Raw genomic sequence first — 25,935 nt, 5'->3', positions numbered from 1 at the left:
CAGGTCGGCGGCCGGCGGCACAGGTCCCTGGGCCCGGTCACCGCCTGGTCAGCCGGGAACGGCCGATCGGGCGGGAGCGTGTCCGGGCCTGCGGGCGTCGGCGGTGAGACCGGCGTGTTCGACCTCGGCGAAGACCGGTGCCGGTTCGGCGACCGGGCGGCGCGAGGGCTGCGCGGGCTTGGCGACCGCGCGGGAGGGTGCGGGCAGGATGAACCACACGACCTTGCCACGGTCGCCGTCCGGCCGGGCGCCCCAGCTCTCGCTCACGGCCGCCACCATCGCGAGCCCGCGCCCGCAGGTGGCCAGCGGATCCGCGTCCGACAGCTCGGGCAGCCGGGGGTCGTGGTCGCGCACCGACACCGTCAGCCGGTCGAGCAGCAGCTCGATCTCCACGATGCAGGTCTTGTCGGGCTGGGCGTGCCGGTGGACATTGCTCAGCAACTCGGTGACACCGAGCGAGGCACGGTCTATCAGCGGATCCAGATGCCAGTGACGCAATTGTGCGGAAACGATTCTGCGGACCTGTCCGATCCGCGACGGCAGGGCTTGCAGCTCCACCGTGCAGTGTCTGCTGGGGTGACTGATCACGGCTGCGACTCCCCGACATTGAGGCCCGGAAGAACACGGAGTTGAGGCCGGGCGGAAGACACCGCAGACGCGGCGGCCCGCCTGGCTGTGGTGCCCGGCGGGCTGGTTCGCAGCGTTGTCGCCGGTAAACCCAGAGTGACGTGTGACCAGCGTGACGCACGGGGTGCGGCACCGCAACTCGCGGTGAGGGAGCCGTCACGCACCCCCCGTGCGCCCGGCGCACGACCTCGATGAAACACATGAACACGAAGATCAGGAGGGACAGGCGGAACCGGCGGCGACTCGACTCACTCCGCGCGCCCCGACGCCCGGCGCACCGCCTCGATGAACCGCCGGGCCGCCGGTGGTCCGGGCTGCCCCGGCGGCGGGTCGTCCTCGCCGAGGGTGAGCAGATACCGGGTGCCGTTGAGGTCCGCGAGCGCCCGGTCGTCCGGCGCGAACCACGGTTTCGACGCCCGCACCGCCCGTACCGGGGCGCTGTCGATCTCGCTTCCGTAGCTGGTGAGCAGCACCAGCCTGCCGCCGCTGATCCGGACCTGCCCCGCCCGCGTGAGCGACCGCAGCCCCCTGCCTATCCGCACGCCGCTCGCCGTGAACTCCGGCTCCGCCATGCCCTGCCCCCTTGCCCGCCCCGCCGTTCGCCACACTGCCGGACCCGACCCGCGTGCCCGCGCGTGCCGGGTGCCCGCGCGTGCCGGGTGATCCCACCCCGGTCCACGAAACCCGGAACCGCGCGGCCGGCGCCGTACACCTCGGCCGCCCGAACCGTACGGCTCGCACCCCATCAACCGTACGGTCGTACGAGCCGATCCCCGCGCGGTGCAGTGTGCCCGCACCCGCGCGCCCGCACCAGTACGCGCGGTCCCTTCACGCCGGGCGCGCGGAGCACGCGTGTGAACGCGCCCCCGGACCACCGCACCCGTCCGTCGCCCGCCTCTGCCACTCACCTCTGCCATCCACCTCTGCCACCCACCCCTGCCCAGGCCTGGCTTTGAGCCGCTCAAAGATGCGTTTATGCAGGTGAGAAGCGTTGGATGGCGTGCTTATGATCGAGGTGCGGCCCGCGCGGCGAGAGCGTCGGCGCGCAGCGTAAGGAGCCCGCCGTGAGCACCCCTCAGCAGACCCGGCCCGGAGCGACCCTCGACATCGACCGCACCGACCCCGCGTACCGCGCCTGGCTCAAAGAAGCCGTCCGCAAGGTCCAGGCCGACGCCAACCGCTCGGCCGACACCCATCTGCTCCGCTTCCCGCTCCCCGAGACCTGGGGCATCGACCTCTATCTCAAGGACGAGTCCACCCATCCCACCGGCAGCCTCAAACACCGCCTCGCCCGCTCCCTGTTCCTGTACGGGCTGTGCAACGGCTGGATCCGGCCCGGCCGCCCGGTGATCGAGGCGTCCAGCGGCTCGACGGCCGTCTCCGAGGCGTACTTCGCGAAGCTGATCGGCGTCCCCTTCATCGCGGTGATGCCCCGCACGACCAGCGCCGAGAAGTGCCGCCTGATCGAGTTCCACGGCGGCCGGTGCCACTTCGTGGACGACGCGCGCGGGATCTACGAGGAGTCGGCCCGGCTCGCGGAGGAGACCGGCGGCCACTACATGGACCAGTTCACCTACGCCGAACGCGCCACGGACTGGCGCGGCAACAACAACATCGCCGAGTCCGTCTTCCGCCAGCTGGAGCTGGAGCGCCACCCCGAGCCCGCCTGGATCGTCGCCACCGCGGGCACGGGCGGCACCTCGGCGACCATCGCCCGCTATGTGCACTACATGCAGTACGACACCCGCATCTGTGTCGCCGACCCCGACAACTCCTGCTTCTTCGAGGGCTGGACCACCGGCGCCTCCGGCGTCACCTGCGACTCCGGCTCCCGTATCGAGGGCATCGGCCGCCCCCGGATGGAACCGAGCTTCGTACCGGGCGCGATCGACCGCATGATGAAGGTGCCGGACGCGGCGAGCGTGGCCGCCGTCCGCGCCCTGGAGCGGGCCATCGGCCGCAAGGCGGGCGGCTCGACCGGCACCGGCCTGTGGAGCGCCCTGAAGATCGCCGCCGAGATGGTCGCGCAGGGCAGACAGGGCAGCGTGGTGACGCTGCTGTGCGACCCGGGGGACCGGTACCTCGACAAGTACTACTCCGACACCTGGCTCGCACAGCAGGGGCTGGACATCGGGCCGTACACGACGGCGATCGAGACCCTGCTGGAGACGGGGGTGTGGCCGGACTGACGCGGCGCCGGATCTCACGCGTCGGTGTCGCCCACCGGCTCCCCGGCCACCACCAGCCGCATGTGCTCCGCGATCTCCGTACGCGCCGCCGCGCCCATCCCGGCGTCCGTGACCAGCGTGTCGATCTGCTCCAGGGTCGCGAAGGAACTCAGACCCACCGTGCCCCACTTGGTGTGGTCGGCGACCACCACGACCCGCCGCGCGGAGTGCACCAGCCGCCGGTTGGTCTCCGCCTCCGCGAGATTCGGCGTCGACAGACCCGCCCCCGGCGCTATTCCGTGGACGCCCAGGAACAGCAGGTCGAAGTGGAGCGCCGCGATGGCCTGATCGGCGACCGGGCCCACCAGCGAGTCGGACGGTGTGCGCACCCCGCCGGTCAGCACCACCGTCGCCGCGCCCGGCCGGGGCCCCACCGACCGCTGCGCCGCGTGGAAGACATCCGCGACCCGCACCGAGTTGGTGACCACGGTCAGATCGGCCACGTCCAGCAGCTGCTGTGCCAGCGCGTACGTCGTCGTACCGCCCGAGAGCGCGATCGCCGCGCCCGGCGCCACCAGTTCGGCCGCCGCTCGCGCGATGTCCGCCTTGGCGTTCAGCTCCAGACCCGACTTGGCCTCGAAACCGGGCTCGTGGGTACTGGCGTCCACCAGCGGGACCGCGCCGCCGTGCACCTTCTCCAGCACACCCTGCCGGGCCAGCGCGTCCAGATCCCGGCGGACCGTCATGTCGGACACCCCGAGCCTGCGCGTCAGCTCGTTCACCCGGACGCCGCCCCGGCGCCGCACCTCGTCCAGGATCAGGGCACGCCGCTGCTCCGCGAGGAGGTTCTGATTCTCACTCACGTCAGCTCCGGTCCTTTCGCCGCTGTCCTCCGACACCCATCGACACTCCGTCGACACCCCTCCGCACCTGCTGCGACACACGGGACGCCGGGGAGGCGGGCGCGGGGCGTCCCATCCTCGCACGGGCCGGTCCGCCCGAGGCCACCGGTCGCGGCGGCGCGCGCATGCCACTCCGTGTCCGCTCCGTGGCCGGTCCGTCACAATGATCGGGGAGATTCGGTGACGACGGGTGCACGCGCACAAACCCACGGAGATCCTGGGCGCGCACCCGCACCACGCCGTCAGCGCACCGCCGTACGGCACGTCAGAAACGCGGTAGGGGCACATCATCACGCCGTCCGGCACGTCTCGGGGGAAGAGCACGACAGTGGAACGCGCGCAGGAACGGGTCGCCGCGGACACGGCGGCCGGGCAGGAACCGACGACCGCCCTGGAACTCCTGGTCCACGGAGTGGGCGGGGCCACGCCGGAGAAGATGCTGAACGACCCGCGCACCGAACGGGTCACCGGCGACGACATCGCGGCGATCTTCCGCCGCGCCGACGATGTCCACGCGGAGCGCCGGCCGCGCGGCCCCGGCGGCGAACCCGTCCAGGAGGCGTACGTCTGGTCCAACCTCACCTCCGGCAACGGCGCCCGCGCCCTTTGGCTGTTGCTGCTGCCGTTCATGGTCGCCAACCTCGCCCACTGGATGCGCCCGCCCACCCGCGGACACACCCGCGCGGTGCGCTGCTATGGGCTGCTGGTACGGCTCGCCGGGCTCACCCTGACCGTGCTGATGGTGGCCGCGGCCTGCGAGGTCGCCCTGGATCTCGCCGCCTGGCAGTGCGCGGGCACCCGCGCGTGCGCCGAGCGCAACTCCTGGCTCGGCTTTCTGTCCCCGGCCCTGTCCCACGACGGCTGGTGGAGCCTGCCCGGCCGCCGCCTCGCCCTGGCCGCCCTCGTCCCCACCGCCCTGGTCGCCCTCCTGTGGTACCTCTCCCACCGCACCTGGAGCGCCTACGAATCGGCTCGCCCGATGCCCGACCCGGGCGGGACCGATGCCCCGGCGGAACCGGCCGAGCCCTCCGCCCACGCCATGTCCGCCCACGCCATGTCCGCCCACCCGCGATCCGCGCACACGGGTGCCGGTGACGAACCCGCCCGTACCGCGCTGGGGCGGCCCGGATTCTGGTTCGGGCGGCGGCTGGTCGCCCGGTTGCGGGCCGCGCACACCGCCGCCGGACTGCTCACCGTGGCCGCCGCCCTCCACTGGGCCGCGCTCCGCCACGACCGCGAGCCCGGCGGCCCGGTCGCCCTCCCCCTGCTCGGCCTGCTCCTCGCGGTCGCGTTGGCCGCGGGCTTCACGGCCGTGCTGTGGGTGATCTGCCGCCGGGGCCGCAGCGAACGCCGCCTCGACCGCGAACTCGACGCCCGTCTCGTACGGGGACTGCCGCTCGCCGCGGTGGCCCTGCTGCTCCTCGCCATGCTGTACGCGGGCTGGGCCCGCCCCGGCTGGCACTCCACCCGAGGGCTCCCCGGCGATACCGCCTTCGGCGCGATCACCCTGCTCCAGGGCCTGCTCGCCCTCGCCCTGTGCGGGATCGCCCAGGTCCTGCACCGGGCCGACCCCGAGCCCCGCTGCGCCCTGCGCGGCCTCGGCGGCCCCGCCGTCGCCCTGCTGGCCTGCGCGCTCGGCGGGGTCTTCTCCGGCGGCGTCTCGCAGCGCGTCGCCGACTGGCTGGACGGCACCGGAGCGGCCATCCCCGGCCCGCCCGTCCTGCTCACCTGGCAGGCCTCCGTCATCCCGCCCCTGCTGCTGGTCCTGCTGCTCGTCGCGGCGTGGCTGGTGTGGGGCACCATGCGGCTGGCCCACGCCGAACAGCCCGATGTGGCGCACGACTACCCCGAGGAGCAGACGGACGACGGCCGTACCCGCCGGATCGCCCGCAGCCGCGCCATGGCCACGCTCACCGACCGGGCCCCGACGCTGATCGCCGCGACCGCCGTGGTGACCCTGCTGCTCGGCGCGGGCGCGCTCGCCGGTGCCCTGACCACCGATGAGACCCCGGCGCGGGCCGCCGCCGACGTCCATCCCTTCGTGCACGGCGTCGCCGGGACCGCGCAGATGCTCGGCTCCTGGCTGATAGGGCTCGGCTTCATACTGTTCGTCACCTCCGGCCGCCGCGCCTACAAGGACGCCTCCGCGCGGCGCACCATCGGCATCCTCTGGGACGTCGGCACCTTCTGGCCGCGCGCCGCCCACCCCTTCGCGCCGCCCTGCTACGCAGAGCGGGCGGTTCCCGACCTCACCTGGCGGATGGCGACCTGGACCAGGGCCACCGGCGGGCGGCTGGTGATCTCCGGCCACTCCCAGGGCAGCGTCCTCGCCGCCGCGGCGGCCTGGCAACTGACCCCGGCGATCCGCGCCCGGGTGGCGCTGCTGACGTACGGCTCCCCGCTGGAGCGGCTGTACGGCCGCTGGTTCCCCGCCTACTTCGGCCCGGCCGCGCTCGACGCACTGCACCGCGACGTCGACTGCTGGCGCAATCTGTACCGGGACACCGACCCGATCGGCGGCCCCATCGGGCTGCCCGGCAGCTGCGGCCCCGATGTCGACCGCGCGGCCCTCGCCGACCCCCTGTCCCACGGCCGTACGGCCCTGCACCCGCTGCCCGCACCGATCCTCGGCCACTCCGACTACCAGGCCGACCCCGCCTTCGCCGACGAACGGTCCCGGCTGCTGGCCCGATTGAGCCCGGCGGTGCCGGGGCAGCGGCCGGGGGCTGGGGGTGTGGGTGAGGGTGATGGCGAGGGTGGTTAGGAGGGATCGCCGGGGATCAGTGATCAGCGGGGGAGGGGGTGTCGTCCCGTCTCCCGTCCGGGGTCGGGGCGGGGGTGTTGCCTTCCTCGTCCGGGGCCTGGGGGCGGGAGTGTCGGCCTCCTCGTTCGGGGCCTGGGGTCGGAAGTGTCGGCCTCCTCGTCCGGGGCCTGGGGGCGGGGATGTTGTCCTCTCCGCCGGGGCCCGGGATCAGGAATGTTGCACCCCCCGGCCTACGACCGGTGGATCGGGGATGTTGTTCGCCCGCCTACGACCGCGGGATCGGGGATGTCGTCTCCCCGCCCACGGCCGGGGGGTAAGGGATGCCGTCCACCCCGCCCCCGACCGCCGTCTCCAGATCCGCCGCCAGTCCCCCCAGCCAGACCTCCATGTCCACCAGCAGGGACAGCGTCGCGGCCGGTTCCCGCCGGGCGGCGCCCCACGGCAGCGGGGCCGGCCTGACCCGCACCCCGTCCGCCGGGAACTCCGCCGCCCGTTCCCCCGCCGCCGCCACCTGACCGGCCGCCTCATGGGCCCACTGCCGCACGGCGGGCGGGAAGTCCGGCGGGCCGTGCTCGCGCGGCAGCCAGTAGGCGCCGATCAGCACCCGGGAGCCGTAGTTGAGGGCGGCGAGCCAGTCGGGGCCGTCCTCGCCCGCGTGCGGCACGGGTTCCGCGCGGTACTGCGCGTAAGCGGCCTCCGCGATCTGGAGCCGGTGCAGGGCGAGCCACTGCATCCCGGCGGCGACCTTCCCGCCCGGGGCCCGACCGCCCCCGCCCGTCACGGCGTCGGCGGTGGCCCGCACCAGCGGCCCGGACGTGTGCAGCAGCGCCGACACACCCCGCCGGATCTCGGCCCGCGCGCCGGACGGCCACGCCAGCAGCCCGCACATCAGCCCGATCGCGCTGCCGGTCAGCACATCGATGAGCCGTGCCTCCGCCAGCCGCCAGGTCACCGGCGTGAGCTGAGCGAACGCCATCGAGACGACCAGCGTGAACAGGCCCTGCGCCCACGCCGGGCCACCGACCGGCCCGACCGAGAAGGCCACCAGCATCATCGGCACCAGCAGGAACTCGTACACCCGGATGGTGTCACCCGCCCCGATCACCAGTACGCCCGCCGCGATGGCGCCCAGCAGGGTGCCGAGGGCCGCCGAGCGGACGGCGGACCAGGTGGCGCCCGCCGTGGTGCGCCCGAGGGTGAGCACGGCCAGCAGCACCCAGAAGCCGTGCGAGAGATCGAACGACCCGGCCACCAGCCGGGCCAGCGCCAGCCCCAGCATCGTCCGGACGGCGTTCTGGAACACCACCGAGTGCGGGGTGAGGTTCCCGGCGACGCGCACGAACCACAGCCGGGGCGTGGAGCGTTCCGCGTACCAGAACTGTTCCTCGGGCAGTCCGGGCACCGAGCGCCGGCGCCGCCCGGCCGCGAGGGCGACGGCGGTGCGTACGGTCATGGCGGACACCGCGGCCGACAGCACCGTCGACCGTCGCCGCAGCACCGCGTGGAGCAGGCCCTCGGGCCTGTTCGGGAGCCGCGTGCGCTCGACCAGGAACCGGTCGGTCATCTCCACGATCACCCCGGGACCGGCCGCCGGGGGCCGCCCGCGCAGAATGCCGGCCGTGTCCGCGCCGGTCGCCGCGATCCCCCTCAGCAGGGTCTGGGTGGACAGGTCCACCGGGCAGGGCGTGAGTTCGGTGAGGGAGGCGAGCTGATCCAGCAGCCGGCGGGTCGCGGAACCGGCCTGGGCCAGGGCGCGGTCCGTCCGGCCGGCACCTGTGGGGCGGCTGCCGGCCGGCTGCTGCGAGAAGCGCAGGTCCCGGCCCGCCGCCCGCAGCCGCGCCGCCAGCCCGGTGTCCGCGCCCACCTCCCGGGTCAGTCGGCGCGCGGCCCCGACCGCGAGATCCAGAGCCCCGGCGAGCCGGTCCTCGTACGACGGCTGCCACGGCTGGGGGAGCAGTAGCAGTTCGCACAGGATCAGCGCGCCCGCCCCGACGGCCAGTCCGGTCAGCCGCTCGGGCGCGGTGCCGGGCGCGTAGGGCGGGAAGCAGGCCAGGATGTAGCAGAGCTGGAGTGCGGGAACGGTGGCCGCCAGCCGTGGCGCGCACGCCGCGCCGAACGTCAGCACGAACCCCACGACCAGCATGCCGACGGCCGCCGCCCAGGTCGCCATGGCCAGCACCGTACCGAGGACGATCAGTACGGCGGCGCCCGGCAGGGCCCGCAGTACCGTTTCGGCACGGTGGCGGCCGGAGCCCGGTAGCGGGGACAGCGCGCCGAAGGCGATCGCCGCGAACAGGGCGTAGACGGCGACGAGGGGCTGGTCCAGCAGATGCGCCGCCGGGTAGAAGCCGACCGTCGCCGCGACCGTGACCCGCAGCGATCGCCGGGCCGCCTCGGCCAGCTCGGCCCGCGCCGGCGGCTTCGGCATGAACGTTCCTCCCCCTGGGCTCGCCCGGCGCGGGTCCCGACGCGGTGAGATCCGCCTCGACGGACGTCTGCCGCGGCGGGTTCCGGGTGTCGACCCATGCTGCCGGGCGAGAGCCGGACCCGCCGCCCGCCGCACCAGCGCCCCGCCGGGGGTCGCCCGACCGGCCCACTGTGCCGCGGAGCGGTTCTCCGTCGGGGGTGACCTTCTGCGCGGCGGAGGGGGGTGGCTCGGATCGGAGGGGGCTGGGCCCCGGGGGGGCATGCTCGGGCCCGGGGGACCGCGGCTTGGTTGGGAGCCCAGGGATGCCTGGCGAGTGGGACCTGGTGGTCGAGCGGGGATGCCTGGGCCAGTAGGACCCCCGGGGCCATGGGGAGGCCGGGCCAGTGGGGCCTCGGGGCCAGGGCGGGGATGCGCGGGCCAGCCTGCCCGGCTCAGCGGGGTCCCGGGCCCGGTGGGGTGCTCGGGCGAATGGGACCCGGTGGCCAAACGGGGATGCTTGGGCGGCTGGACCCCCGGGCCAGTGAGATGCCTGGGCCAGGCGGATCTCGGGAGGCCAGGTGGGGATGCGCGGGCGGGTGAGGCCCCGGCCCAGTGGTGTCTCTGTGGTGTCTCTGTGGTGTCTCTGGACCGAGCGGCGTCTGCGGGCCTAGCTGGACCCCGGGCCAGTGGGGTGCTCGGGCCAATGGGATCCCGGGGGGACAAGTGGGGATACGTGGGCCAGCGGACCTCCGGCCCCGGCGGGATCCCGGCCCCGGCGGGATCCCCGGCCCCGGCGGTGTCCCTGGACCCAGCGGGACCCCGGGGCAAGCCCGATGCCTCGGTTCAGCTGCCCGACCCGGCTCGCTGCGCCGCCGCCGGTTCAGGGCAGTTCCGGCAGGTCCTCCTCGAACAGGAGTGACAGGTCGTCCTTGCTCGGTTCCGTCAGCTGGGCCACCCGGCTCGCGTGCCGTTCCACCATCGCCTCGAACGTCTGCCGCGCGGTCCGTCCGTTGCCGAAGGCCGGACCCTTGGGCAGCTCGGCGAAGTACTTCCTGAGCGCCTCCGGAGCGCCCGGCGCGAGCTGGTACTCATGCTCCTCGGCCTGCTGCTGCACGATCCGCAACAGCTCCTCGGGGTTGTAGTCGCCGAAGGTGATGGTCCGCGAGAAGCGGGACGCCACGCCCGGATTGACCGACAGGAACCGCTCCATCTCGGCGGTGTACCCCGCGACGATCACCACGACCGCGTCCCGCTGGTCCTCCATCAGCTTCACGAGCGTGTCGATGGCCTCCTTGCCGAAGTCCCGGCCCGCGTCCTCCGGCGACAGCGCGTACGCCTCGTCGATGAACAGCACCCCGCCGCGCGCCCGTCCGAACGCCTCCTGGGTGCGGATCGCCGTGGAGCCGATGTGCTCGCCGACCAGATCGACCCGCGAGACCTCGACGAGATGGCCCTTCTCCAGCACGCCCAGCGAGGCGAGGATCTCGCCGTACAGCCGGGCGACGGTCGTCTTACCGGTGCCGGGGGAGCCGGTGAAGACCAGATGCCGCTTGACGGAGGCGGCCTTGAGACCCGCCAGCTGGCGCCGCCGCCCCACCTCGATCATGTCGGTCAGCGCCCGCACCTCGCGCTTGACGCTGTCCAGGCCGACCAGGCCGTCCAGTTCCCCGAGCACGGTCGTGGAGCTGCGCGAGGGCTGCTCGGGCCCGGCGGGGGCGGCGGCCGGTACGGGTTCCGGCTCGGAGGTGCGCTGTCCGGGGATCGCCCCGAGCAGGCCCGGCGTCCCGGTCGTCGTCTGCTGGACGGCCGGCTCCGGCGCCGAGGGCCGTATGCCGCCGCTCTCGTCGCTGGTGCAGTCCTCGATCACGGGCCCGGTGCCCGCCGCGCCGTCCGACCCGGCGTCCGCGAACTCGTACCCGCCGCGGGCGCAGCGCTCCGTACGGCACTTGCGCAGGGTCGTGCGGGAGCCGTCTATGACATGGAAGCCGTAGCCGCCGCTGCCCGTCACCCGGCAGTTCAGGAAGCTGCCCCGGCCGCCCGCCGACACATAGAAGCCCGCTTCGGCGGGGGAGTCGACCGTGCAGCGCTCCACGGTGGGGTCGGCGCCCTTGGTGACGATCACCCCGGTCTGGGTGCCCGTCACCGTGCAGTTGCTGAGCGTGCCGCCGCTGCCGTGGTCGCGGAACCAGGCGCCGGTCGCGGCGTCCCGGATCCGGCAGTCGTCGAGCTGGGCGGTGGCGCCGTCGCTCACCGACACCGCCGTGTTGCGCACCTGGGACAGATCACTGTCGACGACGTCCGCGCGGGAACCGCGGTCCAGCACGAACAGCGCGTCCGGCACGTCGTGCACCCGGCAGGAGTCGAGGACGGCGGTGGCGCCGTCGCTCACCCACACCGCCGGATAGTCGCCGGTGGAGTCGAAGATCTCGCACTGATTGGCGTCCACGCGCGTGCCCGGGTCCCACACCGACAGACCGTTGCGGCCGAACTGCCGGACGGTGGTGCGGGTCAGGGTCAGCACCGAGCGGGAACGCAGATCGACCGCGTTCTCCGGGATGTCGTGGATACGGCAGTCGGCCAGGGTCAGCACCGCGTCGGTGTCGAGCGTGACGCCGTCGGCGGTGGTGCGGTGCACATCGCAGTCGGTGAGATGCGCCGTCGCGCGGGCGGTGATCTGCACGCCGCTGCCGCGCACCTCGTAGATCTCGCAGCCGACCGCCTCCACCGCGGAGTTCTCCCCGGTCGCCGTCAGCCCCGCGCCCGAGGTGTGATGCACCCGGCAGCGCTCCAGGCGGGGATGCGCGCCCCCGCGCACGGCTATCCCGGCCTGCCCGGCCGCGACCACCTCGCACTCCTCGAACACCCCGCCCCCGCCGTCGAGCACGGCGATGCCGATGCCTCCCGGATTGTCGACGGTGCACCGCCGCACGGTCGGCCGGGCGCCCCCGCGCACCTCTATCCCGGCGGCGGACCGGGTCACCACCCGCACATCCGTCAGCTCCGGCGCCCCTTCCTCGACCAGCAGCGCGGGCGCGGCGGAATCCTGCCCCTCCACCAGCAGATCCTGTACGACGGCGGAGGCGCGCACGGTCAGCGGCACCCCGTCGGCCGGGGCGATGCGCACCGAACCGGGGGAGCCCTCGGGGCCGCGCAGCGTCACCGCGCGCTCCACCACGAGATTCTCCCGGTAGGTGCCGGGGGCGACGGTGAGCACATCACCGTCGGCCGCGGCCTCCAGGGCGGCGGCGAGCGAGGTGTACTCACCTGTGCGGCGCCGCCACCGCGAGGTACCGGTGTGCGTCACCTGGACCGTGCCCTGTGCCATGGCGTTGTTCTGTCCCCACCTCGTCGTACGCGGGTTTGATGCCGAAGGGTTCGGCCGGTCCACCGTAGCGTGCGCGCGGGCGGTGGGTTGACCAGAGCCGAAAGGCCGTCAATTGCCGACCAACGGGCGTCAACTGCCCGTACCGGTCCGGCCCCAGTCCGGGCCCGCGCGGTCCCATGCCCGGTCCCAGCGGGCGTGGCGGAGCGTGACCAGCCGCCGGACGATCAGGCGTCTGGAGCCCTCCACCAGCCCGGCGACCGCGAGCGCGGCGCCGAAGCCGGCGAGCACCGCGTGGGTGGTGGCCGTGGCCGGATCCAGTGGACGGGCGACCGTCCGCCCACTGGCGTCGGTCCAGATCGTGAACCGGTCGCCCGCCTGCGGGGAGGTCAGCCGGGCCAGCACGGGCCCGCGGTGCTCGCTGCCGTCCGGCGCCGTCCAGTCGGCGAGGACTCTGCTGCGGGTGTCCTGGGCCGCGGCCTCGGGGTCGATGTCCAGCACACCGCGATCCAGCTCGCGCACCACCGTGGCCGTCACCTGTAGCCGGGAACTGTGCTGTTCGCGCACCGACCGGTCCAGGGCCTCCTGGACGGTGAAACCGGCCAGGACCCCGAGCACGGGTGCCAGCAGCACGATCAGCAGCAGGGCGGCCAGGGCCACCCAGGACTCCACGAGATCGGTTCTCCGGCACAGCGGATTGTGCCGCCAGCTCCACAGACCCTTGATCGCTCGCACCGTCCGGCACCCCCTTCCCCGATCCGTGATAACCCGAGGCACGGCCCCACGCGGAGCGAACCGGTCGAAGAGAGAGCGAAATCACCCCCGGCCGGACCACTCGTGCAACTCTCACGCGCCTCTCAGAATGCCCAACGGACAAAGCCCCGGGAGGGGTTCCCACGGCCGGGAACGGTGTTCTGCGCTCGGTGTCCCACTGGGGTGAACGGCTCATCGTTCAGCTGATCGCTGGGCTGATCGCTCAGTCGGCCGCTCGGCTATTCGCGGATCCGGACCGGATCGCCCACGCGGACCGTGCCGGTGGACAGCGGCACCAGATTCTGTCCGAAGACCAGCTTGCCGCCGATCCGGCGATGCCGGCCGAGGGTGAACAGCGGCTCCTTGCCGCGCGCCGAGGTGCTCTGGTCCGTGGTCGTCACCACGCACCGCCCGCACATCTTGGCGACCCGGAACCGCACCGGCCCGATGTCGAGCCGCGACCAGTCGTCCTCCGCCCACGGCTCGGTCCCCGAGACCACCACATTGGGCCGGAAGCGATTCATCGGCAACGGGCCCTCGGCGGCGTGGGGGCCGCTCGCGATCAGCGAGTTGAGGGCGTCCAGGGAGGCGGTGGTGGTCAGCAGCAGCGGGTAGCCGTCGGCGAAGCTGACCGTCTCGCCGGGCAGCGCGAAGTCCGGATCGACGGGCCGGCGGGTGGCCGGATCGTCCATGTGCACCAGCCGGACGTCGGCGCCGAGGAAAGCGCTGCACCATGCGTGCGCGGCGGCGTCGGCGAGCACGCCCTCCACCTTGTTGCCGAAGATCTCCAGCGTGACCGTCGCGTCCGGCTCGGGCACCGGCACGGCCAGCGGTTCCAGCGCGGGCGCGGACAGCAGGACGCCGCCGCCGGGCACCGGCTCGGCGGCGGCCTGCGCGAGGAGCGGTTGCTGGCGTTGGGTGACGACCTTTCCCCCGTTGTCGATCAGCACCCAGCGTCGGTCACCGGCCGGCCCCCAGGGCTCCATCACGCACTCCGGGAGCGACAGTCCCCGCAGTGCCTTGACCGGATGGATGTGTATCGACTTCAGCCACGCGTTCCCCATACGGCCATCGTGCCAGGCGGCACCGACAACCGGCGGCGGAGATCAGTAACCGCGGTACTGCTGGTTGTTGTACGGGTCCTGGTAGCCGCCGGGCGCGGGGCGCGGCGCGGCCGGGCGCATCGCCTCGTAGCCGGTGGCGCCGGGAGCGGCGGGCCGGGGCTGCTGCGGCTGCGGACCGGGGTATCCGCGCGGCGCGGCGGCCTGGTGCGGGATGTACGCCGCGGGCGCCTGCTGCAACGGGGCGGGCTGCTGTGCCTGTGGGTAGCCGTAGAGGGGCTGGGACGGAGCCGCCGGGAGGGCGGGGAGCGCCGACGGCAGCGCGGGCAGGTGGCTGCCCGTGTCATAGGCGGCGGGGACTCTGATCGGGGCGATCTGCGGGGTGCCCCGCTCGGCCACGAGCGAGTCGTAGATCGGAGTGTCCGGGAAGGAGGCGGAGTAGTAGCCGCCGCCATAAGTGGAGCGGGGGGAGGTCATGGCACATAAGTTAAGCCCACGATGTGCTGGTTGTGGAGACCGATAAGAGGGTTGATTTCCGTGTCGGCGGTGACTCAGGATCGCCAATCCGAGCGAACTTGGGAAAAAAGGGCGGAAGTCCGCGTTGGGATCGTGTAAAGGCTCAGTTCCCGGCGGGTTACCGGCGGTTGACCATGGGTGTTCACACCTCACCCGGACGGGCGTCCGAGCGCCCCGGGGAATAGGTTGGCGGTACGGAAACCAGGATTGTCCGGGAGCGCCGCGCGGCGCGACGCACAAGATGGGGGCGGACATGTCAATGCCGAAAGGTTCGAACGTTCCGGTGCCGGCTTCGGCGCTACGGGTCGAGGTCGCCTGGCGCACGGGTGCCGGGGTGCCCGACGCGGACGCCTCCGCGCTGCTGCTGGTGGCCGGGAAGGTCCGCTCCGACTCCGACCTCGTCTTCTACAACCAGCCGTCGCACACCTCGGGCGCCGTCCGGCACGAGGGCAAGCGCAACGCGGGCGGCCGGGTCACCGACTCCCTGACCGTCGACCTCGCGCGCGTGGAGCCCGCCGTCGAGACCGTCGTCCTCGCCGCCTCCGCCGACGGCGGCACCTTCGGCCAGGTGCCCGACCTCTCCGTCGAGGTCCGCGAGACCGGCCGCGACACCGTGGTCGCCCGCTTCGAGCCCACCGGCGCCACCGTCGAGACCGCCTTCGTCCTCGGCGAGTTCTACCGCCGCCAGGGCGCCTGGAAGTTCCGCGCGGTCGGCCAGGGCTACGACCGGGGCCTGGAGGGCCTCGCCACGGACTTCGGCATCTCCGTCGACGAACCCCAGCAGCCCGCCGCGCCACCGCCCTCCCCACGACCGCGCTCGCAGCCGGTCCCCGCCGCGCCCGCCCGGCCGCTGACGCCGCCCGCGCCCGCTGTCCCGTCCGCCTCCGCCACAGCGCCCGCGCCCGCCGCGTCCGCGCAGCCGGTGCGGCTGACCAAGGTGACGCTCACCAAGTCCGCCCCGGCCGTCTCGCTGACCAAGCAGGGCGGCACCTCCGGCGCGATGCGTGTGAACCTCAACTGGGAGGTGCACAAGCAGTTCAAGGGCTGGGGCAGCAAACTCGGCCGCGCGATGGCCATGCACGCCGACCTCGACCTGGACCTGTGCGCCCTGTTCGAACTCGCCGACGGCAGCAAGGGCGTCGTACAGGCCCTCGGCAACGCCTATGGAGCCCTTGACCGTCCGCCGTTCATCCACCTCGACGGCGACGACCGCACCGGCTCCAGGGCGAGCGGTGAGAACCTCACCGTCAATCTCGACTTCCAGCGGCACTTCCGCCGCATCCTCGTCTTCGTCACCATCTACGAGGGTGCCCGCTCCTTCGCCGACCTGCACGCCACCGTCACCCTGACCCCGCAGTTCGGCGCCCCCATCGACTTCTCCCTCGACGAGTGCACGGTCCCCTCCACGGTCTGCGCCCTGGCCCTGATCACCCACACGGACGGCGAACTCATCGTGCAGCGCGAGGCCCGCTACCTGGTGCCCGAGCGCGGGGTGAGCCCGCAGCGCACCGTCGACCGCGCCTACGGCTGGGGCATGGACTGGACGCCGGGCCGCAAGTAGGCGGCACGTCTCAGCCCTCGTCGGGCACGGCCTCCGGACGCGCATAGGTGCGGCCCTTCCAGGCCGCGCCGCGCCCCCGGTAGTGCTGCACCGCCGAGTCCACCGTCATCAGCAGATAGAGGAACGCCGTGAACGGCAGCAAGGGGGCCGGCCACAGCGGCTGACCGTAGTAGCGCAGCATCGGGACATACGTCCCCGTCATCACCAGCCACGCCGCCGCGCCGAGCAGCGCGGTCGCCGCGCTCCCGGTGGCCGCGCCGGCCACCAGGGCGACGGGCGGCACCAGATAGACCAGGGCGAGTCCGGCCACCGTGCCCGCCAGGAGCGCGGGTTGGTGCCTCAGTTGCGCATAGGCGCTGCGCGAGACCATCCGCCACAGGTCGTGCAGCCGGGGATACGGGCGGATGCTGTCCACCCGGTCGGCCAGCCCCAGCCAGATGTGCCCCCCGCCGCCCTTCACCGCGCGGGCGAGCGCCACGTCGTCGATCACGGCGTGCCGGATGGCGTCAGGGACGCGCGCCCGCTCGGCCGCCTCCGCGCGCAGCAGCACACAGCCACCGGCCGCGGCGGCGGTCCGCGCGCCCCTGCGGCCGATCCGGCGGAACGGATACAACTGCGCGAAGAAGTAGACGAAGGCGGGCACCACCAGCCGCTCCCACACGCTCGCCACCCGCAGCCGGGCCATCTGCGACACCAGGTCGAAACCGCCGCCATGGGCCGCGGCCACCAGCTCCCGCAGACTGTCCGGCTCATGGGCGATGTCCGCGTCGGTCAACAGCAGGAATTCCGGCCCACGCGCGCGGGCGAGCCCCATCCCGTGGCGCACGGCCCACAGTTTGCCGGTCCAGCCCGCGGGCGGCTCGCCCGGCGAGTCCACGGTGAGCGCCAACCCGCCACACTTGTCGGCGAGTTCCCGGGCCAGGTCCCCGGTGCCGTCGGTGCTGCCGTCGTCGACCAGGATCACCTCGGCCCGCCCCGGATACTCCTGGGCGAGCAGCGAGGGCAGGCTCAGCGGCAGCACGGCCGCCTCGTCGCGGGCGGGGACGATGACACAGACGTAGGGCCACGACCGCGGTTCCCGGCGTATGGGCAGCCGGACATCGGTCCGCCAGAAGAAGCCCTGGCACAGCAGCAGCCACAGCCAGGCGGTGAGCGATCCGGCGGCGATCCAGGCGAAGACGGTCACCCGCGCAGTCTGCCCCACGGCACCGGTGCGACACGGGCCATCGTTTATCGTGGCCGGGTGAAGATCGCGCTCATGGACTCCGGAATCGGCCTGCTGGCGGCGACCGCCGCGGTACGACTTCTCCGCCCCGACGCGGATCTCGTTCTCTCTCTCGACCCCGACGGAATGCCCTGGGGGCCGCGCACCCCCGAGGACCTCACCCGGCGGGCCGTGGACGTCGCCCGCGCCGCCGCCGCCCACCGCCCCGAGGCCCTGATCGTCGGCTGCAACACCGCCACCGTGCACGCGCTGACCGCCCTGCGCGACCTCCTGGAGCCCGGCCTGCCGGTGATCGGCACGGTCCCCGCGATCAAGCCCGCCGCGGCGAGCGGTGGCCCCGTCGCCATCTGGGCCACCCCCGCCACCACCGGCAGCCCCTACCAGCGCGGGCTGATCCAGGACTTCGCCGACGGCGTTCCCGTCACCGAGGTGCCCTGCTGGGGACTGGCCGAAGCGGTCGAACACGCGGACGAGGCCGCGATCGACGCGGCCGTCACCGCCGCCGCCGCACTGACCCCCCGCGAGGTAACGACCGTCGTCCTGGGCTGCACCCATTACGAACTGGTCGCCGAACGCATCCGCGCCGCCGTCCAGCGCCCCGGCCTGCCTCCGTTGGTCCTGCACGGTTCCGCCGGAGCGGTGGCCGCGCAGGCCCTGCGCAGAATCGGCGCCGCGCCCGCCCCGGACGCGCCCCGTGCGGGCACGGTGACCGTCCTCCTGAGCGGGCGCGCGGGCGGTCTCCCGGAGCCCGCGCTGGCCTACGCGGAGGGCCGCCTGCTGCGTACCGCCGCCCCCGCGCGCGTGGTGTAGCCGTCCGGGACGGGCGGGCCGCCGTCCGGAGCATTCACCGTGTGCAGCGAACTACCAGCGGAGCGAAACCTGAGTAGTCTCGAAGGCATGAGGGACCACCCCCAGGATGCGGACGCGGACGCGTCGCACCCCGATGTCTGGACCGGACAGGCCACCAACCGTGTTCAGTGGTTGCTGGCGCTGGTCGGCTTCGCCTGCTTGGCGCTCGGTATCGAACTGGCCGTCGACTCCGCGTGGACGGCGGGTTCGGCCCCCCTGGTGATGTCCGTGGTCGGCTGCATCCTGGCCGGTCTGCTGGTCCTCTTCGGGACCCTCGCCTTCGTCAGCGTCGCCCTGAAGGTCGACAAGGACTCCCTGGAAGTGCGCTGCGGCCACATCGGCGTGCCGCGCCGCCGCATCCCCCTCGCCCATGTCGTGGGCGCCGACTTCGTCGCGCATGTGACCCCCCGCCACTGGGGCGGCTGGGGCTACCGCTGGCGGCCCGACATGGGCACGGCCGTCGTCGTGCGCCAGGGCGAGGGACTGGTCCTGCGGCTGTGGGACGGCCACACCTTCACCATCACGGTCGACGACGCGGAGGCGGCCGTACGGGTGATCCGCGACCGGCTGCGCACCACCACGCCGGACACGGCCCACTGACCTGACCCGGCCTGATCAGACCCGACGCCCGACTCCGACGCCCGGTCTCACCCGTTCGGCTCCTCCTGGGCTCGCCGATCGCGACGACTCTCCTTCATTTCGGATATATCCGAAATGTCGGGCATGTCGGTGCCATCGGGGAGCGGTCGCGCGGTCGCCAGGCCCACCAGCAGGCCCGCTCCCGCCGTCACGGCGGTGAAGCTCAGCGCGTTGCCCACGGCGGCGATCGCCGCGACGGCTGTCAGCGCGGCACCCGCGGTGAGCGCGACCGGCGTGGGACGCGCGGTGCGCCACAGCGCGATCAGCACCCAGCAGAAGGCCGCCCCGAGCAGCGCCACCCCGATCACCCCCTGCTCGGCGGCCTGCTGGAGCAGCGCCGAATGCGGTTTGCCGTCGGACGTCGGCGCGGCGCCCGCGGCCGGGCTCAGTTCCCCGAACCGCCCCGGGCCCACACCCAGCACCGGCTCCTGGTCCAGCAGCCGCAAGGCGTCCCGCCACAGCGCCACGCGGGCGGCGGTGAGCCGGCCCTCCAGCGTCGCGGCGAGCCCGTCCGGCAGCACCTTTGCGGTCACCGCCCAGGCCGTCGCGGTGACCCCGGCCGCGGCGAGGGCCAGCCCGGCGATCCCTATCCCGCGCCGCCGCACCCGGCCCGCCGCGAGCGACGCCAGCAGGACCACGGCACACGCGACCGCGCCGGTCGGTGAGCCCAGGGACGCCGCCGTCACCGCCGCCCCGGCGGCCAGCAGCCGCATCGCCAGCCGGATCCCGGGCGCCGACGCCTCCCACGCGGCACAGCAGGCGGCACCCGCGGCCAGGGTGAGCAGGGCGGCGGTGGCCCCGAGGTGGCCCAGCGGCGCCCCCGGCCGCGGGCCCGCCGACAGTTGCGGGACGACCACCGGCAGCGCGATCCCGGCCAGCGCCGCCGCGCCCGGGGCGGCGACCGGCAGCAGCGCCCCGGTGATCCGGCCCGCGGCATGCCCGGCGGCCACCGCCAGCACCGCCAGCAGCGCCCCCTCCGGCCGTCCGCCGTGCACGGCCGCGGTGATCAGCGACCAGATCGCACTGCCGCCCAGCACGGCCATCCCCACCGCGTCGGAAACGTTTCGTCTGTCGTCCCGCGCCGCCGCGCCGGCCGTGGACACACTCCTCGTGGACCCCACCCGTCCCCCCGGACCTTCTCCCCGGCCCCGCCCGCGCGCGTAGCCACGACCGCACGCCACGGGGCTCCGGACACCGTAACGGCTGATCGACCCTTTGGGGATGAGGGGTGACGAAGTGTGCGGAATGCGTGTGCGGACCGCCCGAAGGAGGCCGGGCGAGCGGCCGAGCCCGGCCTCCTTCGGGCAGGTCGGGGCACCCGCCCGCCCAGGACCGTCCTGTCGGCCGCTCAGGATGCCGCCGTACACTCCCCGAGTGACCGTCACCGCGACTCCCGTCGGCGAACCTGACCAGGTCGAACCGCAGCCCGCGCCCGCCGTGTGGCGCCGCTGGCCCGCGCGTCTGGTCCCGCCCGCCGTAGCCGCGCTCTCCGGAGTGCTGCTCTACATCAGCTTCCCGCCGCGCACCCTGTGGTGGCTGGCCCTGCCCGCCTTCGCGGGCTTCGGCTGGGTGCTGCGCGGACGCGGCTGGAAGGCGGGCCTCGGTCTCGGCTACCTCTTCGGTCTCGGTTTCCTGCTGCCGCTGCTGGTGTGGACCGGCGTGGAGGTCGGCCCCGGCCCCTGGCTGGCGCTGGTCGTGATCGAGGCGCTCTTCGTCGCGCTGGTCGGCGCGGGTGTCGCCGCCGTCTCCAAGCTGCCCGGCTGGCCGGTGTGGGCCGCCGCCGTATGGATCGCCGGAGAGGCGGCACGCGCGCGTGTGCCCTTCAGCGGCTTCCCCTGGGGCAAGATCGCCTTCGGCCAGGCCGACGGCGTGTTCCTCCCGCTCGCCGCCGTCGGCGGCACCCCGGTGCTCGGCTTCGCCGTCGTCCTCGCGGGCTTCGGCGTGTACGACGTCGTCCGCGTCGCCCTCGAAACGCGCCGCACGCGCGCGCTGCGCCGGGGCGCCGCCGCGGTGGCCCTGCTCAGCGTGGCCGTCCCCGTGGTGGGCGCGTTCGCCGCCCGCCCGCTGGTCAGCGACGACGCCGAGGACGGCACCGCGACCGTCGCGGTCGTCCAGGGCAACGTCCCGCGCGCGGGACTCGACTTCAACTCCCAGCGCCGCGCGGTGCTCGACTACCACGCACGGGAAACCGAACGGCTCGCCGCCGACGTGGCCGCGGGCAAGGTCCCCCAGCCCGACTTCGTGCTGTGGCCGGAGAACTCCTCCGACATCGACCCCTTCACCAACCCCGACGCCCGCGCGGTGATCGACCAGGCCGCCCAGGCGATCGGCGTGCCCATCTCGGTCGGCGGCGTCGTCGAGCGCGACGGGAAACTCCTCAACGAGCAGATCCTCTGGGACCCCGAGCAGGGGCCCGTCGACACCTACGACAAGCGGCAGATCCAGCCGTTCGGCGAGTACCTTCCGCTGCGCTCCCTGATCGGCGCCATCAACAGCGAGTGGACCAGCATGGTCGCCCAGGACTTCAGCCGGGGCACCGAGCCGGGCGTGTTCACCATGGACGGCACCACGGTCGGCCTGGTCACCTGCTACGAGGCCGCCTTCGACTGGGCCGTGCGCTCCGAGGTCACCGACGGCGCCCAGATGATCTCCGTGCCCAGCAACAACGCCACCTTCGACCGCAGCGAGATGACCTACCAGCAGCTCGCCATGTCCCGCGTCCGCGCGGTCGAGCACAGCCGTACCGTCACCGTCCCGGTCACCAGCGGCGTGAGCGCGATCATCATGCCGGACGGCACGATCACCCAGCGCACCGGCATGTTCGTCGCCGACACACTGGTCCAGGAGGTGCCGCTGCGCTCCTCGCAGACGCCCGCCACCCGGCTGGGCGTACTGCCGGAGATCGTTCTGGTGCTGGTCGCCGCCGGAGGCCTCGGCTGGGCGATCGGTGCCGGTGTGCGCGGGCGGCGCGCGGGTGGCGCGTAGCGGTACGACCGCCGTACGCCCCTTGAATCCGGCGGGACCGGACGAGCTGCGCCGCTAGGGTCGGGGCATGGCTACTCCTGACTTCATCACCACGCTGCGCGAGTCCGCAGGCCATCAACTGCTGTGGCTCCCCGGGGTCACCGCCGTCGTCTTCGACGACGAGGGCAGAGTGCTGCTGAACCGGCGGTCGGACACCCGCAAGTGGTCACTGATCGGTGGTATCCCGGACCCGGGCGAGCAGCCCGCGGTCTGCGCGGTGCGCGAGGTGCAGGAGGAGACCGCCGTGCACTGCGTCGCCGAGCGGGTGGTCCTCGTCCAGGCACTGTCGCCGGTGACGTACGAGAACGGGGACCTCTGCCAGTACATGGACATCACGTTCCGCTGCCGCGCGCTCGGCGGGGAGGCCCGGGTCAACGATGACGAGTCGCTGGACGTGGGCTGGTTCCCGGTCGACGGGCTGCCGGACCTGAACGAGTTCGGTGTGCTGCGGATCAAGCAGGCCATGACCGAGGCCCCCACATGGTTCGACACCACGACTTCCCTGTGAGGTGTGGTGGCCCACCACATGGGTGAGGGGGCGGGGGAGGCTTAGGGTCGGCGCATGACCACGCCCAGCCCCGGCCTCGCCCCGACCAAGATCACCCCGCCCGACCTCGGCGGGCGTACGGCCCTGGTCACCGGGGCCGCCAGCGGTATCGGACGGGCCTGCGCGCTGCGGCTGGCGTCCGCCGGGGCCCGGGTCCGGGCGGTCGACCGGGACGCCGCCGGGCTGGCCGCCCTCGCCGGGCTCGCCGCGGACCTGCCGGGCCCGGTCGAGGCGCACGTCCTGGACCTGACCGACCTCGACGCCGCCGAACAGGCCGCCGCGGGCACCGATGTGCTGGTCAACAACGCCGGGCTCCAGTTGGTCCGGCCGATCGAGGACTTCCCGCCGGACGTCTTCCACACGGTCCTCACCGTGATGCTGGAGGCGCCCTTCCGGCTGATCCGGGGCGCACTCCCGCACATGTACGGACAGGGCTGGGGCCGCATCGTCAACATCTCCTCCGTGCACGGCCTGCGCGCCTCCCCCTACAAGTCGGCGTACGTCGCCGCCAAGCACGGCCTGGAGGGACTGTCGAAGACGGCGGCGCTGGAGGGCGCCCCGCACGGCGTCACCTCGAACTGTGTGAACCCCGGCTATGTCCGCACCCCGCTGGTCGAACGGCAGCTCGCGGACCAGGCGGCGGCGCACGGCATCCCCGTGGAGCGGGTGCTCACGGAGGTGCTGCTGAGCGACAGCGCGGTCAAACGGCTGATCGAACCGGAGGAGGTCGCCGAGGCCGTCGCGTATCTGTGCGGGCCGTGGGCGTCCTCCATCACCGGGACCTCACAGGTGCTGGACGGGGGCTGGACCGCGCACTGAGTGTGCGCGGTGAGTGGGGGCACTCGGTGGCACTCGGTCCGGCGCTGGGTCCGCGCTCTCGGTGAGCGTGCCAGGTGTGCGCCGGGATGGCCCGCTGGGTGGTTTGTCAGGGGCATCCCGTAGGGGGTCTCGTAGGGCGGCCCTGGTTTTCCACAGGCCGGTGGTCCGGTCGTCGGGGGTTGTCCACAGGGCTGACGGGGCGGGCCGCGGATGGGTCATCCTGGGCACATGTCCCGCGATCACATGCAGTCCGCCGAGCGCTCCGCCGCCGCAGACCCACCGGGCGGCGCCGAGGTGCCGTTCCTGGAGCTGCTGGCCCGTGGCGCCCCCGTCGACGCCTATGAGCAGCCGGTGCTGCGGGCCCGCGCCGAGGGCCGGGCGCCCGAGTGGATCGCCGCGCTGGAGACCGCCAAGCTGCGCGCGCTGCGGGTACGGGCCGAGCTGGAGGGCCGCAGGCGCCGCGAGGCCGAGCTGTCCGCGCTGTTCGAGACCGCCCACGACCTGGCGGGGCTGCGCGACCTGGACGCCGTCCTCCAGGCGATCGTGCAGCGCGCCCGCTCCCTGCTCGGCACGGACGTCGCCTACCTCAGCCTCAACGACCCCGAGCGCGGCGACACCTATATGCGGGTCACCGAGGGTTCGGTCGCGGCCCGCTTCCAGCAGCTGCGCCTCGGCATGGGGGAGGGGCTGGGCGGTCTGGTCGCCCAGAGCGCGCGGCCGTACGTCACCGATGACTACTTCCACGACGAGCGCTTCCGGCACACCATGACGATCGACACGGGCGTGCGGGACGAGGGCCTGGTGGCGATCCTCGGCGTCCCTCTCATGCTCGGGCAGCAGGTGATCGGTGTGCTGTTCGCGGCGGACCGGCGGGCGAGGGTGTTCGAGCGGGAGCAGATCGCGCTCCTCGGCTCCTTCGCGGCGCTCGCCGCGGCGGCCATCGACACCACCCATCTGCTCACCGAGACCCGTTCGGCCCTCGCCGGCCTGGAGCACGCCAACGAGATCATCCGCGACCGCAGCGCCGTCATCGAGCGCGCCGCCGAGGTGCACGACCGGCTCGCCGAACTGGTGCTGCGCGGCGGCGGTGTGCATGACGTGGCCGCCGCCGTCTCCGAGGTCCTCGAAGGCACGGTCCGCTTCACCGAGACGGACGCGACACCCGCCGCCCCTCTGGAGGCATCGCGCGCCGACGGACACGCCGTACGGCACAAGGACGACTGGATCGCCGCCGTCGCCGCGGGTGACGAACTCCTCGGCGCCCTCGTCCTGCGCGGCCAGCCCGACCTCGACCCGGTCGACCAGCGCACCCTGGAGCGCGCCGCGATGGTCACCTCCCTGCTGCTGCTCGCCCGCCGCTCGGCGGCCGAGGCCGAACAGCGCGTCCGCGGCGAACTCCTCGACGACCTCCTCGACGCCCGTGGCCACGACCCGCGTCTGCTGCGTGAGCGCGCGGCCCGGCTGCGCGCCGACCTCGACGCCACCCATGTCGTGCTGGCCGCCCGTCTCGACGGCACCGCCGCCGACGCCGAACAGGAGGCCGCCGCCCGCCGCCGGCTGTGGTCCGCCGCCTCCCACCTGGCCGCCACCCGGCACGGCCTGGCCGCCGCGCGCGACGGCGGTACGGTCCTGCTGCTGCCCCTCACCGACGGCGACACCGCCACCGATGTGGCCCGTGGCGCGGCCCGCCGGCTCGGCACCGCCGTCCACGAGGCCGTCACCGTCGGCGCCTCCGCCCCCGTCGAGAACCTCACCGCACACCCCGACGCGATAGCCGCCGCCTACGCCGAGGGCCGCCGCTGTCTGGAGGCCCTGCGCCTGCTGGGCCGCACGGGCGATGGAGCCGCCGCCGAGGACTTCGGCTTCCTCGGTCTGCTCCTGGCCGGGGACCGCGACATCGCCGCCTTCGTGGACCGCACCATCGGCGCGGTGGTGGCGTACGACGAGCACCGACACACCGACCTGCTGCGCACCCTGGAGGCCTACTTCGCCTGCGGGATGAGCCCCGCCCGCACGAAGGACGAACTCCACGTCCATGTCAACACGGTCGCCCAGCGCCTGGAGCGCGTCGGGCGCCTCCTGGGCGAGGACTGGCAGAGCCCCGCGCGTCTGCTGGAGATCCAACTGGCCCTGAGACTGCACGGATTGGCGGTGCCCAGACCCTGAGGGAGCAGCTCACCCGCTGTCGTCCGCCAGCGCGTACAGCTGCGGCAGGTTGACCACGATCGCCTCCTGTGTGCTGCGGGCGATGACGACCACCGCCTCGTCGGCGGGATCGGGGTTCTCCTCGCGGTGGGGGACGTACGGCGGGACGAAGATGTAGTCGCCGGGGGCGGTGCGCAGGCGTACTTCCTCGGGCTCGTCGCCGCTCGCGTCGAGGAACACGAACTCGGGGTGGCCGCTGACGACGTAGATGGCGGTCTCCGACTCGCCATGGTGGTGGTCGGAGGAGGCGGTCGCGGGGGCGACATGGGTCTGGCCCATCCACAGCTTCTCCGAGCCGACGGCCCTGCCGCTGACGGCGGCGAATCGGCGCATGCCTCCGGTCTGGGCCGTGTCGCCGTCGAGCGAGTCGGCGCGGATGTGGTGGAGACGGGTGTGCAAGGGGGTGCCCGCGGTGGTGGGGGCGCCTTGGAGATGAGGGTGGAAGCCTTCGCCGGGGGTCGTCAGGGGGTCGCTCATGGGCGGGGAGGCTATGGCGGTGCCGAAAAGGATGTCAAGAGGTGTCCATTGCTGTTCACCTGCGGCAAT

Annotated in this window: 20 protein-coding genes; 9 read left to right on the top strand and 11 right to left on the bottom strand. The window is 73.6% G+C overall.

The window, feature by feature from the left end:
• Positions 1-48: 48 nt before the first annotated feature.
• Positions 49-588 (bottom strand): ATP-binding protein, encoded by a 540-nt coding sequence (locus tag ACFXAZ_RS14575; protein ID WP_384589635.1) that lies wholly within the window; start codon positions 586-588, stop codon positions 49-51.
• Positions 589-875: 287 nt separating this feature from the next.
• Complete coding sequence (locus ACFXAZ_RS14570; protein ID WP_384589632.1) at positions 876-1,199, bottom strand: hypothetical protein; 324 nt, start codon at positions 1,197-1,199, stop codon at positions 876-878.
• A gap of 492 nt (positions 1,200-1,691) precedes the next feature.
• Between ACFXAZ_RS14570 and ACFXAZ_RS14565 the strand changes: the two genes are divergently transcribed.
• On the top strand, positions 1,692-2,816 hold the full coding sequence (locus tag ACFXAZ_RS14565; protein WP_384589629.1) for a PLP-dependent cysteine synthase family protein: 1,125 nt from the start codon (positions 1,692-1,694) through the stop codon (positions 2,814-2,816).
• A 14-nt stretch (positions 2,817-2,830) separates the two neighbouring features.
• Here the strand turns inward: ACFXAZ_RS14565 and ACFXAZ_RS14560 are convergent, their stop codons facing one another.
• Positions 2,831-3,658 (bottom strand): DeoR/GlpR family DNA-binding transcription regulator, encoded by an 828-nt coding sequence (locus ACFXAZ_RS14560; protein WP_384589626.1) that lies wholly within the window; start codon positions 3,656-3,658, stop codon positions 2,831-2,833.
• A 367-nt stretch (positions 3,659-4,025) separates the two neighbouring features.
• Between ACFXAZ_RS14560 and ACFXAZ_RS14555 the strand changes: the two genes are divergently transcribed.
• Positions 4,026-6,461, top strand: coding sequence for a hypothetical protein (locus tag ACFXAZ_RS14555; RefSeq protein ID WP_384589623.1), 2,436 nt, complete (start codon positions 4,026-4,028; stop codon positions 6,459-6,461).
• 265 nt (positions 6,462-6,726) lie between these two features.
• Here the strand turns inward: ACFXAZ_RS14555 and ACFXAZ_RS14550 are convergent, their stop codons facing one another.
• From ACFXAZ_RS14550 to ACFXAZ_RS14530, 5 genes are all read right to left on the bottom strand, one after another.
• The gene (locus tag ACFXAZ_RS14550) at positions 6,727-8,889 is read right to left on the bottom strand and encodes an FUSC family protein (protein ID WP_384589621.1); all 2,163 of its coding nucleotides are present in this window, start codon (positions 8,887-8,889) and stop codon (positions 6,727-6,729) included.
• Between the two features lie 859 nt (positions 8,890-9,748).
• Complete coding sequence (locus tag ACFXAZ_RS14545; RefSeq protein ID WP_384589618.1) at positions 9,749-12,193, bottom strand: right-handed parallel beta-helix repeat-containing protein; 2,445 nt, start codon at positions 12,191-12,193, stop codon at positions 9,749-9,751.
• 129 nt (positions 12,194-12,322) lie between these two features.
• Complete coding sequence (locus tag ACFXAZ_RS14540; RefSeq protein WP_384589615.1) at positions 12,323-12,925, bottom strand: hypothetical protein; 603 nt, start codon at positions 12,923-12,925, stop codon at positions 12,323-12,325.
• A gap of 257 nt (positions 12,926-13,182) precedes the next feature.
• A complete protein-coding gene (locus ACFXAZ_RS14535) occupies positions 13,183-14,007 on the bottom strand; it encodes an MOSC domain-containing protein (RefSeq protein ID WP_384589612.1) in 825 nt (274 codons plus the stop codon).
• A gap of 42 nt (positions 14,008-14,049) precedes the next feature.
• The gene (locus tag ACFXAZ_RS14530) at positions 14,050-14,481 is read right to left on the bottom strand and encodes a DUF6643 family protein (RefSeq protein WP_384589609.1); all 432 of its coding nucleotides are present in this window, start codon (positions 14,479-14,481) and stop codon (positions 14,050-14,052) included.
• Positions 14,482-14,779: 298 nt separating this feature from the next.
• Here ACFXAZ_RS14530 and ACFXAZ_RS14525 point away from each other — a divergent pair, with 298 nt between their 5' ends.
• Positions 14,780-16,081: a TerD family protein gene (locus tag ACFXAZ_RS14525; protein WP_384589662.1), complete on the top strand. Its 1,302-nt coding sequence runs from the start codon at positions 14,780-14,782 to the stop codon at positions 16,079-16,081.
• Positions 16,082-16,091: 10 nt separating this feature from the next.
• Here the strand turns inward: ACFXAZ_RS14525 and ACFXAZ_RS14520 are convergent, their stop codons facing one another.
• Entirely contained in the window at positions 16,092-17,285 is a 1,194-nt protein-coding gene (locus tag ACFXAZ_RS14520) for a glycosyltransferase (protein ID WP_384589606.1), read from the bottom strand.
• Positions 17,286-17,324: 39 nt separating this feature from the next.
• On the opposite strand from ACFXAZ_RS14520, the gene ACFXAZ_RS14515 reads away from it, so the two are divergent.
• The gene (locus ACFXAZ_RS14515; RefSeq protein WP_384589603.1) at positions 17,325-18,116 is read left to right on the top strand and encodes a glutamate racemase; all 792 of its coding nucleotides are present in this window, start codon (positions 17,325-17,327) and stop codon (positions 18,114-18,116) included.
• Positions 18,117-18,203: 87 nt separating this feature from the next.
• Positions 18,204-18,755, top strand: coding sequence for a hypothetical protein (locus tag ACFXAZ_RS14510; RefSeq protein ID WP_384589600.1), 552 nt, complete (start codon positions 18,204-18,206; stop codon positions 18,753-18,755).
• Positions 18,756-18,802: 47 nt separating this feature from the next.
• On the opposite strand, the gene ACFXAZ_RS14505 is transcribed toward ACFXAZ_RS14510, so the two are convergent.
• Positions 18,803-19,837 carry an O-antigen ligase family protein gene (locus tag ACFXAZ_RS14505; RefSeq protein WP_384589660.1) on the bottom strand — a complete coding sequence of 345 codons (1,035 nt, stop codon included), beginning with the start codon at positions 19,835-19,837 and terminating at the stop codon, positions 18,803-18,805.
• A gap of 331 nt (positions 19,838-20,168) precedes the next feature.
• Here ACFXAZ_RS14505 and lnt point away from each other — a divergent pair, with 331 nt between their 5' ends.
• From lnt to ACFXAZ_RS14485, 4 genes are all read left to right on the top strand, one after another.
• On the top strand, positions 20,169-21,779 hold the full coding sequence (lnt, locus tag ACFXAZ_RS14500; RefSeq protein WP_384589597.1) for an apolipoprotein N-acyltransferase: 1,611 nt from the start codon (positions 20,169-20,171) through the stop codon (positions 21,777-21,779).
• A 67-nt stretch (positions 21,780-21,846) separates the two neighbouring features.
• On the top strand, positions 21,847-22,326 hold the full coding sequence (locus ACFXAZ_RS14495; RefSeq protein WP_384589594.1) for an NUDIX domain-containing protein: 480 nt from the start codon (positions 21,847-21,849) through the stop codon (positions 22,324-22,326).
• A 54-nt stretch (positions 22,327-22,380) separates the two neighbouring features.
• The gene (locus ACFXAZ_RS14490; protein ID WP_384589591.1) at positions 22,381-23,184 is read left to right on the top strand and encodes a 3-hydroxybutyrate dehydrogenase; all 804 of its coding nucleotides are present in this window, start codon (positions 22,381-22,383) and stop codon (positions 23,182-23,184) included.
• 228 nt (positions 23,185-23,412) lie between these two features.
• Positions 23,413-25,350 (top strand): helix-turn-helix domain-containing protein, encoded by a 1,938-nt coding sequence (locus tag ACFXAZ_RS14485; RefSeq protein WP_384589589.1) that lies wholly within the window; start codon positions 23,413-23,415, stop codon positions 25,348-25,350.
• Positions 25,351-25,359: 9 nt separating this feature from the next.
• On the opposite strand, the gene ACFXAZ_RS14480 is transcribed toward ACFXAZ_RS14485, so the two are convergent.
• Positions 25,360-25,866, bottom strand: a complete 507-nt coding sequence (locus tag ACFXAZ_RS14480) for a cupin domain-containing protein (RefSeq protein WP_384589586.1) — start codon at positions 25,864-25,866, stop codon at positions 25,360-25,362.
• Positions 25,867-25,935 lie beyond the last annotated feature (69 nt).

Source organism: Streptomyces sp. NPDC059477 (genome assembly GCF_042749375.1).
GTDB lineage: Bacteria > Actinomycetota > Actinomycetes > Streptomycetales > Streptomycetaceae > Streptomyces.
Note: the sequence above shows the minus strand (reverse complement) of the source record. Positions and strands in the feature narration are given on the sequence as shown.

What these genes read in the sequence shown, in the direction of transcription:
- ACFXAZ_RS14530 (WP_384589609.1), bottom strand. Translation starts at nt 14,481, where the DNA reads ATGACCTCCCCCCGCTCCACTTATGGCGGCGGCTACTACTCCGCCTCC.
- ACFXAZ_RS14510 (WP_384589600.1), top strand. Translation starts at nt 18,204, where the DNA reads ATGAGGGACCACCCCCAGGATGCGGACGCGGACGCGTCGCACCCCGAT.
- ACFXAZ_RS14490 (WP_384589591.1), top strand. Translation starts at nt 22,381, where the DNA reads ATGACCACGCCCAGCCCCGGCCTCGCCCCGACCAAGATCACCCCGCCC.
- ACFXAZ_RS14495 (WP_384589594.1), top strand. Translation starts at nt 21,847, where the DNA reads ATGGCTACTCCTGACTTCATCACCACGCTGCGCGAGTCCGCAGGCCAT.
- ACFXAZ_RS14480 (WP_384589586.1), bottom strand. Translation starts at nt 25,866, where the DNA reads ATGAGCGACCCCCTGACGACCCCCGGCGAAGGCTTCCACCCTCATCTC.
- ACFXAZ_RS14550 (WP_384589621.1), bottom strand. Translation starts at nt 8,889, where the DNA reads ATGCCGAAGCCGCCGGCGCGGGCCGAGCTGGCCGAGGCGGCCCGGCGA.
- ACFXAZ_RS14525 (WP_384589662.1), top strand. Translation starts at nt 14,780, where the DNA reads ATGCCGAAAGGTTCGAACGTTCCGGTGCCGGCTTCGGCGCTACGGGTC.
- ACFXAZ_RS14485 (WP_384589589.1), top strand. Translation starts at nt 23,413, where the DNA reads ATGTCCCGCGATCACATGCAGTCCGCCGAGCGCTCCGCCGCCGCAGAC.
- ACFXAZ_RS14505 (WP_384589660.1), bottom strand. Translation starts at nt 19,837, where the DNA reads ATGGCCGTGCTGGGCGGCAGTGCGATCTGGTCGCTGATCACCGCGGCC.
- ACFXAZ_RS14570 (WP_384589632.1), bottom strand. Translation starts at nt 1,199, where the DNA reads ATGGCGGAGCCGGAGTTCACGGCGAGCGGCGTGCGGATAGGCAGGGGG.
- ACFXAZ_RS14535 (WP_384589612.1), bottom strand. Translation starts at nt 14,007, where the DNA reads ATGGGGAACGCGTGGCTGAAGTCGATACACATCCATCCGGTCAAGGCA.
- ACFXAZ_RS14545 (WP_384589618.1), bottom strand. Translation starts at nt 12,193, where the DNA reads ATGGCACAGGGCACGGTCCAGGTGACGCACACCGGTACCTCGCGGTGG.